Genomic DNA, 12,250 nt, shown 5'->3' on the forward strand with positions numbered 1-12,250 from the left:
GGACATTATAAGTTATGGAATTTGACAATAGTATGTCATATTTAAAATGGTAAGTCCTTTCTTTCTTCAAACACACTCCAAATCACTTCACTTAATGTGTTTTTCTCAATAACTTGTAGATTTTTAAATGTCACTTCTCTTTGAAGAGCCTTTCTAGCTACATAAGCTTTTTTATATCCCATGCGATCAGCTTCCTTTAGCCTCGCTTCTAAAGTTGGTACTCTTTTAAGTTCACCAGTAAGGCCAATATCTGCTATAAAAATAGTGTCACTTGGTATACCTTTTCCTTTTTCTGAGGAAACAACACTCATGACTACAGCTAAGTTAACAGCTTGTTCCTTAAGTTTTAAACCACCTGTTGTTTTTACAACTACGTTCTTATCATAAAGTTGTACCTTACCTCGTTGCTCTAGAATAGAAATAAGCGTATTAAGTTGCTCTCTCTTCATATTTTCACTGATTCTAGCTGGATAAGGGGTAAATGACGTACTAACAAGGCTTTCAATTTCTACAATAATAGGCCTTGAACCTTCTCTAACCACAGTAAGGGCTGACCCAGAAACTTGCTCATTTTTTTCTCTCATGGTCATAAAATACTCTGATGGATTTTCAATAGGTTCCATACCTCTTTCTGTCATAGCAAAGAAAGCTGCTTCTCCTGTAGAACCAAAGCGATTTTTAGATGCAATTACTCCTCTCAGTTCTTCGCCACTTTCTCCTTCAATAATAAGTACAGCATCTACTAAGTGCTCTAGTGCTCTAACCCCAGCAATTTCATCATCTTTTGTCATTTGTCCTACAATAATAATCGCCCTAGGCTTTGTACCATTTTTCGCAACTTGTAACAGCGCATTAGCACATTCCATAGTTTGCACAGGACTGCCTGGCCTTGAGTTATACTCTTCCATGATAAAGGTTTGAATACTATCTATTATAATGAGGTCTGCCTCTACTTCTTCTATTAAATCTAAAACATGATTCATACTTACATCTGAATGAATCCATATATTCGGATGAATACTCTCTAAAATACGTTCTGCTCTATTTTTGATTTGGCTATCACTTTCTTCTCCTGAAGCATAGAGAACATTCATACCTTGATTAGCTACATCTTGAGCTACCTGAAGTAACAAGGTAGATTTACCTGCTCCAGGTCTAGCTGTAATAATAGTAAGAGAATCCTTAACAATACCACCGCCCATTACACGATTAAATTCACTAATCCCTGTAATAATACGAGCGGATGTACTACTTTCTACATCAACTAACCTTTTAGTAGGAATAGAACCTTTACTTCTAGCACCCCCTGTTTTTCTTACAGGCTCTGGTTGTTGTTCTTCTATTGTATTCCATTCCTTACAGGCATCACACTTTCCTTGCCATTTTGAATAGACTTGTCCACAACTTGTACATACATAAATTTGCTTTGCTTTTGCCATAGTTATTCCTTTCTTATCTTATACTATCTTTTTATTTTTCCTTGTTTCTTTATTTTATTTATTTTATTTATTTTCCTATCTTTATCTTTTCTTATCTTTATCTTTTTCTATCCTTTTTCTATCCTTTTTCTATCCCTTATTTAAATCTACCCCTCTTCTACTATACATAGAAGTTTTTAGTGCCTTACTGCTATAAAGAAAAATAATTTTTCCTGCACTCAAACTTATCATTTTTATTCTATACTGCTATTTTACAGTCCCTTGAGCATCATTTATAGTATAAACCTTTTTATCATTTAAAACCACTTTTCTTATACTTCTCATATGAGTTGATCATGAACGCATTACTGATCTTTTGTTTCCTTTATTCTTTCTCCATTCCCTTGATTCAGGGATGCATTGCTTAGCACACATTATTAGATATAATGCACTTACTATTTTTTCTTCATTATATATAGTGATACTTAGAAATTATATCTAATAGTATATCTATTATTCCCGTATTTAGGATTAATTTTTCCATTCACATGATAATTGTACCCTTTATTCGCCTATCGAATAAGAAACACAAAATCATTTATTGAAGTTTAATTTCTATGATTCCTTCTGACTTCTTGGCATTCCAATTTATATCACTACTTAGAATATAACTTTGGAATTCACTCTAGTTCTTTATCTCTGAGTCTTCAATAAAAATGCCATTTTCTTATCTATCTGACTGTTTATAATATTCATTTTCAAGTATTATGGACCTTAGGTCTACTTATCAAGCTCATCCATACATACGTCTTTCATATGATTTTTGTTATTCGGACCAGTGTATCATCATGATGAACACACTAAAAAATCGCCTAGGGAAACTTTCTTCCTTAGGCGACCTTATAGACTTTATTATTTTACTTTTTTAATTTCTACTGTTTGTGCTTCTTTTGCACAGTCTACAGAAAAGCTTAATTTTCCTGAAACAGTTGAACGAATATTGCCTACTGTTACATCACTAATAATAAGTTTATAGTCCGTAGCTGGTTCTAATTCCATGGTGATTTGTGAACTACCATTACCTTCTACTTCAAAGCTCACACCATTATCTGTAACTTTAAACTGGTGCACTGCTGTTCCTGGTAATGACTCATATACTAAAGCACCATCTCTTTTAAGTTTAGTTACTTCGTAAAAAGTTTTTGCTTTATAAAATCTACCTTCTACTTCGAAGTCTACTACTTTTGTTTTCTCTTGAAGTTCGTAGTTACCAAAACTAAGTGCCCCGTTTTCTTCAACACGTATAATTTCATTAACAACTGCCATTGCTAAATCCTCCAATGTTTTATCTCTTTGTTTATCTCTATTTTTAAATCTTATTCATGCCTTTATTATACATGATACTAGGTGAAAAGTATATGAATATTTATATTCAATTTTACTTTATCCTCACATTATATACTTATTTACTTAGTCTGTTTATTCAAAAAATAACCGTTATCAAATTTACTCAACCCAAACACTTAATTTTAGCACTTATAAAACCTATTTATTTGATTTCATTGTTTCTAAAATTTATTTACCTATTTTTAGTGTATTTAAGCTTAATCACTTGATTCTAGTATTTTTAAGTGTAGTTACTTGATTTTAATATCTTTAAATTTATTCACTTGATTTTAGTATTTCAAGACTTATTTACTTTACCTTTGCAAGCTGATCTTGTTTAGTAAATACGCATACTTCACCATCTACAGTTACCGAAACAACATCTCCCTCTTTGAAGTTTCCTGATAAAATTTCATCTGAAAGCTTATCTTCAATATAGGTCTGAATCGTTCTTCTAAGTGGCCTAGCACCATAGGCTTGATTATACCCTTTTTTACCTAAGAAATCTAAGGCTTCTTCGGTTAATTGAATTTCTATTCCTACGTTTTTACTAATACGTGTGATTAATCTCTTAATCATAATATCAGCAATCTCTCTAATTTCTTTTGTACTTAATGGATGGAATACAAGTGTCTCATCAATACGATTTAAAAACTCTGGTTTAAAGGTTCTCTTCACTTCTTCCATTACGTTTTTCTTCATATCTTCATAGGACTTTTCTGCATCCTCAGTTGAGATAAAACCTACCTTTTTAGGTGAAATAATACTTCTTGCCCCAATATTTGAAGTCATGATAATAATCGTATTTTTAAAGTTAATACGTCTACCTCTAGAATCGGTAATATGGCCATCATCTAAAATCTGAAGTAGGATATTAAATACATCACCATGGGCCTTTTCAATCTCATCAAATAAAACAACGCAGTATGGTTTACGTCTTACTTTCTCTGTTAATTGGCCACCTTCTTCGTAACCTACATAGCCTGGAGGTGAACCAATCATCTTAGAAACCGTATGCTTTTCCATGTACTCAGACATATCTACACGTACCATGGCATTTTCGTCTCCAAACATAGCTTCTGCCAATGCTTTCGTTAACTCTGTCTTACCTACACCCGTAGGTCCTAAGAACATAAAGGAACCAATAGGTCTGTTTGGATCTTTTAAACCAACACGACCTCTTCTAACAGCTTTTGAAACGGCAACAATGGCTTCCTCTTGACCAACTACGCGTTCATGAAGGATTTTCTCCATTTGCTTTAACCTTTCCGTTTCTTCTTCTGCTAAACGTTTAACTGGAATATTGGTCCAGCTACTTACGATATCTGCTATTTCTTCTTCGCCAACCACTTGGTTGTTTTTCGTATGCTTAGCATCCCACTCAACCTTCGCATTAGCGATTTTTTCTTTAATCTCATTTTCCTTACGTTTAATTTCACTGGCTTTTTCGTATTCTTCATTCATAATAGCTATTTCTTTTTGTTCACCTAGACTACTCAGCTGTTCCTCTAATTCTTTAATATTAGTAGGCGCTGTAAAAGCTCGTAATCTTACTTTAGAAGCCGCTTCATCTAATAAGTCAATGGCTTTATCTGGTAAGTAGCGGTCTGCTATATAGCGAGCAGACAACTTAACAGCTGCTTTAATGGCATCATCTGTAATTTGAACTTGATGATGCACTTCGTATTTATCTTTAATACCTCTTAAGATTTCTAAGGTCTCTTCTTCACTAGGTTCCTCAACCTGTACAGGTTGGAAACGTCTCTCAAGGGCTGCATCTTTTTCAATATGTTTGCGGTACTCATCTAAAGTCGTAGCACCTACAAGCTGCACCTCTCCTCTTGCTAAAGAAGGTTTCAAAATATTAGAGGCATCCATGGCACCTTCTGCTGCACCCGCTCCAATAATAGTATGAAGTTCATCAATAAATAAGATAACATCTCCTGCTAACCTTACTTCTTCAATCACTTTATTAATACGCTCTTCAAATTCACCACGGTATTTAGTACCGGAAATCATAGAAGAAAGATCTAAAGAAACCACACGTTTACCTTTTAATAAATCCGGGATTTCTTCTGATGCTATTTTTTGTGCTAAGCCTTCTACTACGGCAGTTTTACCTACTCCTGGCTCACCTACTAAGCAAGGATTGTTTTTGGTTCTTCTAGAAAGAATTTGAATCACACGATCAATCTCTTTTTCACGTCCCACAATAGGGTCAAACTTACCCTCTCTAGCGAAAGTTGTTAAATCTCTACTATATTTATCTAAAGTAGGTGTTGTAGACTTAGTTGCTGGTTCACCAGCCTTAGTCGTACTAAAGCTAGCTTCTGTTTTTTGAGTGCTACCTGTTAACATCTCCATTAAAACAGATAAAAGTTTGCTTATATTAATGCCTAATGTTTCTAATAATTTAACTGCTATACAATTCTTTTCCTTTAATACTGAAATTAAAAGATACTCTGTTCCAATACTCTCACTGCCTAGTTGTTTTGCAAGTTGGGTACTCATTTCAAATATACGTTTAACACGTGGGGTGAAGTCCCTGGTTGCTACCAGTGGACTTCCTCCCATACCAATAATATCTTTAATTTTATCTAAAATGTCTTCTTCTGTAATTCCACATGCTTCAAGAGCCTTTTGGGCAACAGAGTTTTTGGCATGAATAAGCCCCACAAGCAGATGTTCAGTTCCTAAATAACCGTGTCTAAAATCTGTCATAACTTGTTCAGCATATTCAATGGCCATTTGGGCCTGTGGTGTAAACTTAATTTCCATGTTGTTCATCTCCTTTGTCTCAGGTACTCATGCTGCATTTTATTTGCTTATTCAAATTTGTTACCGCATTTAATACAATAAGCTGCATATTCATGATTGCCTGTATTACATACTGGGCAAACCTTTAAAATCTCAATACCATCTTCTTCAAGATCTGCTTTTTTCTCTTGTGTTTCTGGTTCATTCCAAGTTGACTTAACTTCTCTCTTATAAGAGTCTAGGCTGCTCTTTTGTGTTGTTACAATTTCACCTAAACGCTGTTCAATTTCTGTGATTTGTAGTTTAAGTGCATCAATTTTAGCATAAAGTGCATCTCTTTCTTCACATTCAACTTGTTCCACATAGCATTTGTATTGTGCTTCACCTAGTGATGTAAATAATCTTTTTAATTCATTTCTTTTATTCATTAAGTCAGTTCTGCAAGCTACTTGATCTACTGATTTTTGTGTTTGTTCTGTGGCTACCTTAAGTGTTGATTTTAAACTATCCCCTAATTTACTGAATACATCTGACATTTTAAAGCCCTCCCATTTTTATTTTATTTTTTATTTCGGCTGAATGTCCTCATTCTAGTATATGCATGTTTATCTCTTCATAATAGCTAAATAAAGTATATAAGTAGCGGTATAGAAATGCAACTAAGCAAGGTCGTAATTAAAACCCCCTGAGAAGCTAGCTCCGCATCACTTTCATAAGCTTCTGCCATCATTGCTGCGTTACTAGCCACAGGCATACCTGCTACTATAACAGGAATCATAATAAGCCATGAATCCTCTATCCTTAGTATATACTTTAATAATGTAAAAATAATGAAAGGAAGTAAAAAAAGTCTCACAATTGCCAAAATATATATCTTTGTTTCCCCAAACATTTTCTTCAGTGATAAAAGGCTTAACATGCTTCCTATAACAATCATAGAAAGGGGTGTGCAAATACTGCCTATAGCATCAATACTTCCACTTATAAATGCTGGTAGCTCTATACCTGACACAAATAATACAAGGCCTATTAAACTTGCTATAATCCCTGGATTAATGAGAAGCTTATAATCAAAACTTTTGCTTTGATTGTTGCCTGTTTCAAGTAATTTAATACCTAAAGTATAAACTAAAATATTAAAACAAATATTGTAAATAGCTACATAAAAAATGGCTTCTTGCCCAAGTAAGGCCCCAAGTACTGGATATCCCATAAAAGCGCAGTTAGAAAACATGAGCATAAAGCTTAAAACACCTCTTTGCTGATTGTTCTTTGTAAGCCCTTTAGGTATGAACCAAGCGATTATAAAGGTCAGCGCATAGACAATAAATGATAATCCAAATATTGTGAGTGCTCTATTCATATTTTCTTTTGTCAGCGGCATATTCATTCCAGAAATAATAACTGCTGGTAATGCAACATTAACAATAAATTTTGAAAAGGTTGCATTATTTTCTGCTGTAAAAAATTTAAGTTTACCCAATAGATAGCCCGTTAACATGAGTATAAATAAAATGCCAAGCTGTATGTAAACCTTTGTTAATTCCATGTAAATCTCCTTTAAGTCGTCCTATGCAAATTCTAGTTTCCCCTTAATGTTAACCTTTATTCTACCATATCTTATTCAAGTGTCAAAGTCAATTTCCTGAATTACATCTTTACAATACTTATGCACCTCATTAGTAGGCAATTAATAACATAGAAAGCTCACTCCCTACTAAAACTTCTTAGCTACTTAAAAAACACCCCCCCTCGAATAGCTCAACGATTGACGTATAATCCTATCTTTTAGCTATTCCTCTATCCTTTTATACAAAAAAGCAACAAAAAGGAGACTTGATTAAAGTCTCCAGATACATTTTTTATGTATTTTATTGTAATGCGAAACTAATCATAATCCCTTTGTCTACTTGTGCCATAAGCCTATCGTCTAAATGACAGATTTTTTCCTTTAGTCGTCTCTTATCAATCGTTCTGATTTGCTCGAGGAGTATAACAGAATTTTTAACAAGCTCATATTCTGCTGCATCAATCTCTACATGTGTAGGTAGCTTTGCTTTGTTAATCTTTGAAGTGATTGCCGCACAGATCACTGTAGGGCTAAATTTGTTACCAACATCATTTTGTACTACTAATACAGGGCGAATGCCCCCTTGTTCTGAACCAATAACTGGACTTAAGTCCGCATAAAAAATATCTCCACGTTTTACTTGCACTTTACTCACACTCCGCTACGCGATCGTAATAAGACTCTGCCTCACTTTCTATTTCAAAATAGAGGTTTGAGAGCGCTAGATTAATCGCTGCCATCTCCTTATAGCCTTTTTTCATCGTATTTATTTCTTTTTTGATTTTAGGGATTGTTTCTCTCTCTTCTTTGGTCAACTGAAAATCACTTCTAGATTTCGCCATTCGCAAATCACTCCCTACTAACATCGTGATTTACTCCTAACTAGCTATTTTCATTGTTGCCGATTTTTCATAAATTTATACGATGTTATTCAATTTTTTAAGGTTTTATATAAATACGTGGAACTCTTTTACCAATCATACATACAATCTCGTAATTAATGGTGCCTAAGCTTTGAGCAATTTCTTCAACTGGAATGACTGCATCTTGTTGTTTACCAAAGAGTACAACCTCATCTTCTACGGATACACCTTTGATATGAGTGACATCAACCATAAATTGGTCCATACAAATATTTCCTATTATAGGTGCATACTGTCCTCTTATGAGAACTCTGCCCTTATTACCTAAATTTCTTGAATAACCATCTGCATAACCGACTGGAATCGTAGCAATTTTAGTTTTCTGATGGGTGTAAAATTTTCTACCATAGCCGACGTACTGACCTTCTGGCAGTTCTTTCACATGAACAACTTGCGTTTTAAGTGTCATGGCTGGCTCAAGGTCTAGTACTTTCCCTCCTAAATAAGGTGAAGGATAGTATCCATAAAGAATAATACCAGGTCTTACTAAGTTTAAATGCGTATACTCATGACACATAATGGCTGCGCTATTAGCTGCATGAATAATAGGAAGTTCAAGCCCTACTTCACTTAATTCTTTTAAAAAGCCTTCAAATATACTCCATTGTTCTTTTGTATAACTTGTATCTTCTTCATCCGCTGTAGAAAAGTGTGTAAAAATACCTTCTAAATTAATATGAGGAAGCTTTGTAATCATTAAAATCTCTTCTATACTTTTAGGTGACGATAAAAAACCAATGCGCCCCATCCCTGTATCTACCTTTAAATGAATATTGACGGTCTTACCAAGGCGGCCTGCTTCATCAGATATGGTTTTTGCCATTTCATAAGAAAAAACAGTTTGAGTTAAATCATTTTCTATAAGTGTTTTAATATCTGCTCGTGGTGTATAGCCTAAAACTAAAATAGGTGATGTGATACCACTACTTCTTAGTTCTTCACCTTCTGCTACAATAGCAACTGCAAAACGATTGACACCTTGCTCTTGTAAAAAGTTCGCTACTTCCTTGGCACCATGACCATAACCATCTGCTTTGACAATAGCCATTATTTCTGTATGATTCGGTATATGCTGACGAATTTGTTTATAATTATGTTCTATTGCACCTAAATTAACTTCTGCAACAACACGTGGTCTATGAGATTCCATATTTACCTCCCTGAGAAACTTAACGTTCTCATTCTTATCTAATCATTGTATTTGAAACTTTCGTAGTCAACCTGTAAGGTAATATTGCCTGTTTCATCATATATAATCATTTGAATAGGTAACAGTTTCTCCTCATCTAAATAAAGCTTTTCTTTAGCCATATACTTGAACCCACCTTCTATAGGCATTTCAATTGTCACTAAAGTTTTACCATCTTGCTTAACCACATCTTTCTTCACCTCTTTAGAGGATTGATAGCGTTCTACAAAACTGGTTAAAAGCATTTCTTGGCGAGCCTGACTAGGTTCACACTCAACTGTTTGACCTGTAGCTGGGTGGTACTGGGTAATGCGCCTTCCATCATAGGTGACACATAAGCCCTTTAAATGAGTTGGTTCTTCTAAGATATATTCATAATTGCCTTTTAAATCGGCTTTTTGTTTCATCCTTAGTACATTAGGTTTTGAATCCTTCAATAAACTTACCTTTACCTGTGCTTCATAACCCTTGAAATCATCAAAGAAATCTTTAACACTAGAAGCACCTTGGTTGTTTAAACAACCTGATAAAGCTAATGTCATCATAAGTAAAAAGCTTAATACAGCAAACCTTTGTACTTTATTCATACTATCCCCCTAACGGTTTAACAATAAGGGAAGTAAGTCTGTTCTACCTATAATACCTACAAGCTTGTTATCTTCATTAATAACAGGTATGCGATTAATATGTCTGTTCATCATAAGTGATACAACCTCTTCAATAGTAGCTTCCTCATGTACGGCAAAGGCAGGAGTGGACATCACTTCTTTGGCAGTTGTGGTTTGTAGTATTGCTCTACTTTCTCCTAACTGCTTTTTCCCATCTATACCTAATATACTCGTCATAAACGCTATATATGATGAAATATTTAAACCTTTTTCCTTTGTCATTAAATCTTTTTCACTCACAACCCCTACTAATTGGTTGTTCTCATCAACAACAGGTACGCCACTAATTTGATGTTTCATTAAAATGTTAATAATATCTTCTAACAATTCTTCATTTCTTACAAAAACAACCGGTCTATTCATAATATCTTTTGCACGCATACAATTCCCCCCTATATGCTTTACCCTAATACTTAAATAAGCGCCTTTAATAATTGACTTAAATAATGAATGGTGTCGCTTGGCAAGAAGCTATATTCAGTCAAATCTTTAGCTGCTTCATCACCTGCCTTAGCATGTAAGAAACAACCTAACTTGGCTGCAGCCATTGCAGGCAAACCTGCCTTTAAACTTTGAGCTAATAGCCCCGTAATGATGCCCGTTAAAACATCACCACTTCCACCTTTAGCTAAGCCTGAATTACCATATCTGTTTATATATGTGTCACCATTAGGGTCTGCTATCACTGTTCTTTCTAGCTTTAATACTGTTATCACCTGTAAATCCTGTGCCACTTTTTTGGCAATCTCTAAAGGTTGTTCTAGTATTTCTGCTATCGTAAGTCCTGTGAGTCTTGCCATTTCACCAGGATGAGGGGTTATTATTGTTGGTGCTTTTCGAATACGGAGCAGATCTGTAAGTTCCGGAATGAAATAAAGTGCATCTGCATCTATGACGCAGGGCTTATCACTTATAAGAACATCTATGAGCACTGGCAATACACTTCTGTTTCTACCAAGACCAGGACCTATAGCAATCACATCATAGCGATCTAGCATGGCTCCTATTATTTTTTCAGCTTCTTTACTGAAAAAACCATCTTCATCTGGTAAACCACAATGAATTACCTCTGTTAACTTCTGTTCCATTATTTCTAATATAGCATAAGGTACGGCAGCAGTAACAGTACCACTACCCACCTTATAGGCGGCCATACTGGTTAGAGCGGGGGCTCCTGACATCCCCTGACTCCCACCGATGACTAATACCTTTCCAAAGCTTCCTTTATTGCTACGCATAGCTCTTCTTGGTAAAAGCACCTTCATCTCCTCTTCTTCTATAGAAAAGGTATCTGCTTGAGCTGCTTCTACCAACGCTTTGGGCATACCAATATCCACTACCTCTACCACTCCTGTATATAGCGGTGCTGGATACTGATACAGTCCCTTTTTAGGCAGTACAAAGGTAATAGTATAATCTGCCATCACACCTATGCCTTGTACTTTCCCGGTATTGCCATCTAGACCTGATGGTATATCTACACTTAATTTATAAGCTGTACTTTGATTCATATGGTCAATCATTTCAGCATATAAACCTTCTACAGGTCTTGTTAAACCCGTTCCAAATAAAGCATCTACAATCACCTTGGCGGCTTCTAAACTTTTAAAAGCCGTATCTCTATTTTGCTTATCTACCTCCATCATGTCCACCTGTAATTTTTGGCAAACATCAAAATAGGTTCTTCCATCTTCACTTAGCTTCTCTCTAGGGGCTAAAAGTAACACTTTCACCTTGCTCTGCCCCCAGCTGAATAATTGTCTTGCTAAAGCTAAACCATCCCCTCCATTATTACCAGGTCCACATACGATAACAACAGATTCTGCCTTATCTCTACCTTGCAAATGCTTAAACAAATGATAAGCCGCATGCTCCATTAATAAAATGCCTGGAATGCCATATTCTTTAATCGCTGCTTCATCTAAAGCATGCATGGCTGAAGGTGTCATTAACTTCATTTTTCCTCCACTCCCTCTATCACCACGTAAGCTACTGAATAGCTCTGACAGTGAGAAATCGTTAAATGAATTCGCCCTACCCCTAGTTCATCTGCTACTTGTTTGGCCCCGCCGAGTAAATGAACTTCTGGTTTACCAAGGGCATTTCTCCTCACCTCTATGTCACAAGGTGAGAAATCTCTAAAACCTGTCCCTAAAGCTTTACTAACCGCTTCTTTGGCTGCAAAAGCCCCTGCTAGGCTCTCTACTTTTTTATGTCCTGCTTCATAGTATGCACGTTCCTCTTCTGTATAAACTGTTTTATAAAAACGTGGTGTCTTACTAATGACTTTTTCAATTCTTTGAATCTCTATGATATCCGTTCCAATACCTATAATCATC

12 protein-coding genes are annotated in these 12,250 nt (G+C 35.3%); all 12 read right to left on the minus strand.

Annotation, left to right across the window (positions count from 1 at the left end; all coding sequences use genetic code 11):
* Window positions 1-41 precede the first annotated feature (41 nt).
* On the minus strand, window positions 42-1,439 hold the full coding sequence (gene radA, locus CLOLE_RS15060) for a DNA repair protein RadA (protein WP_013657987.1): 1,398 nt from the start codon (window positions 1,437-1,439) through the stop codon (window positions 42-44).
* An 891-nt stretch (window positions 1,440-2,330) separates the two neighbouring features.
* Window positions 2,331-2,744 carry a hypothetical protein gene (locus tag CLOLE_RS15065; protein ID WP_013657988.1) on the minus strand — a complete coding sequence of 138 codons (414 nt, stop codon included), beginning with the start codon at window positions 2,742-2,744 and terminating at the stop codon, window positions 2,331-2,333.
* A gap of 369 nt (window positions 2,745-3,113) precedes the next feature.
* Window positions 3,114-5,582 carry an ATP-dependent Clp protease ATP-binding subunit gene (locus CLOLE_RS15070; protein WP_013657989.1) on the minus strand — a complete coding sequence of 823 codons (2,469 nt, stop codon included), beginning with the start codon at window positions 5,580-5,582 and terminating at the stop codon, window positions 3,114-3,116.
* A 47-nt stretch (window positions 5,583-5,629) separates the two neighbouring features.
* Window positions 5,630-6,097: a hypothetical protein gene (locus CLOLE_RS15075; protein WP_013657990.1), complete on the minus strand. Its 468-nt coding sequence runs from the start codon at window positions 6,095-6,097 to the stop codon at window positions 5,630-5,632.
* An 86-nt stretch (window positions 6,098-6,183) separates the two neighbouring features.
* On the minus strand, window positions 6,184-7,110 hold the full coding sequence (locus CLOLE_RS15080; protein ID WP_013657991.1) for an AEC family transporter: 927 nt from the start codon (window positions 7,108-7,110) through the stop codon (window positions 6,184-6,186).
* Between the two features lie 322 nt (window positions 7,111-7,432).
* Complete coding sequence (locus CLOLE_RS15085) at window positions 7,433-7,777, minus strand: type II toxin-antitoxin system PemK/MazF family toxin (RefSeq protein ID WP_013657992.1); 345 nt, start codon at window positions 7,775-7,777, stop codon at window positions 7,433-7,435.
* A gap of 1 nt (window position 7,778) precedes the next feature.
* Entirely contained in the window at window positions 7,779-7,997 is a 219-nt protein-coding gene (locus CLOLE_RS15090; RefSeq protein ID WP_013657993.1) for a hypothetical protein, read from the minus strand.
* Window positions 7,998-8,070: 73 nt separating this feature from the next.
* Window positions 8,071-9,204 carry an alanine racemase gene (gene alr / locus CLOLE_RS15095; protein ID WP_013657994.1) on the minus strand — a complete coding sequence of 378 codons (1,134 nt, stop codon included), beginning with the start codon at window positions 9,202-9,204 and terminating at the stop codon, window positions 8,071-8,073.
* A 38-nt stretch (window positions 9,205-9,242) separates the two neighbouring features.
* A complete protein-coding gene (locus tag CLOLE_RS15100; RefSeq protein WP_013657995.1) occupies window positions 9,243-9,830 on the minus strand; it encodes a LolA family protein in 588 nt (195 codons plus the stop codon).
* A gap of 9 nt (window positions 9,831-9,839) precedes the next feature.
* Complete coding sequence (locus CLOLE_RS15105; RefSeq protein ID WP_013657996.1) at window positions 9,840-10,292, minus strand: CBS domain-containing protein; 453 nt, start codon at window positions 10,290-10,292, stop codon at window positions 9,840-9,842.
* 32 nt (window positions 10,293-10,324) lie between these two features.
* The gene (locus CLOLE_RS15110; RefSeq protein ID WP_013657997.1) at window positions 10,325-11,869 is read right to left on the minus strand and encodes an NAD(P)H-hydrate dehydratase; all 1,545 of its coding nucleotides are present in this window, start codon (window positions 11,867-11,869) and stop codon (window positions 10,325-10,327) included.
* The gene (gene acpS / locus CLOLE_RS15115) at window positions 11,866-12,249 is read right to left on the minus strand and encodes a holo-ACP synthase (RefSeq protein ID WP_013657998.1); all 384 of its coding nucleotides are present in this window, start codon (window positions 12,247-12,249) and stop codon (window positions 11,866-11,868) included. Before acpS ends, CLOLE_RS15110 begins: the two co-directional genes overlap by 4 nt.
* Window position 12,250: the final 1 nt, after the last annotated feature.

The organism is Cellulosilyticum lentocellum DSM 5427 (assembly GCF_000178835.2).
GTDB classification, from domain to species: Bacteria; Bacillota; Clostridia; order Lachnospirales; family Cellulosilyticaceae; genus Cellulosilyticum; species Cellulosilyticum lentocellum.

What these genes read in the sequence shown, in the direction of transcription:
- radA (WP_013657987.1), bottom strand. Translation starts at nt 1,439, where the DNA reads ATGGCAAAAGCAAAGCAAATTTATGTATGTACAAGTTGTGGACAAGTC.
- CLOLE_RS15065 (WP_013657988.1), bottom strand. Translation starts at nt 2,744, where the DNA reads ATGGCAGTTGTTAATGAAATTATACGTGTTGAAGAAAACGGGGCACTT.
- CLOLE_RS15070 (WP_013657989.1), bottom strand. Translation starts at nt 5,582, where the DNA reads ATGGAAATTAAGTTTACACCACAGGCCCAAATGGCCATTGAATATGCT.
- CLOLE_RS15075 (WP_013657990.1), bottom strand. Translation starts at nt 6,097, where the DNA reads ATGTCAGATGTATTCAGTAAATTAGGGGATAGTTTAAAATCAACACTT.
- CLOLE_RS15080 (WP_013657991.1), bottom strand. Translation starts at nt 7,110, where the DNA reads ATGGAATTAACAAAGGTTTACATACAGCTTGGCATTTTATTTATACTC.
- CLOLE_RS15090 (WP_013657993.1), bottom strand. Translation starts at nt 7,997, where the DNA reads ATGTTAGTAGGGAGTGATTTGCGAATGGCGAAATCTAGAAGTGATTTT.
- alr (WP_013657994.1), bottom strand. Translation starts at nt 9,204, where the DNA reads ATGGAATCTCATAGACCACGTGTTGTTGCAGAAGTTAATTTAGGTGCA.
- CLOLE_RS15100 (WP_013657995.1), bottom strand. Translation starts at nt 9,830, where the DNA reads ATGAATAAAGTACAAAGGTTTGCTGTATTAAGCTTTTTACTTATGATG.
- CLOLE_RS15105 (WP_013657996.1), bottom strand. Translation starts at nt 10,292, where the DNA reads ATGCGTGCAAAAGATATTATGAATAGACCGGTTGTTTTTGTAAGAAAT.
- CLOLE_RS15110 (WP_013657997.1), bottom strand. Translation starts at nt 11,869, where the DNA reads ATGAAGTTAATGACACCTTCAGCCATGCATGCTTTAGATGAAGCAGCG.
- acpS (WP_013657998.1), bottom strand. Translation starts at nt 12,249, where the DNA reads ATGATTATAGGTATTGGAACGGATATCATAGAGATTCAAAGAATTGAA.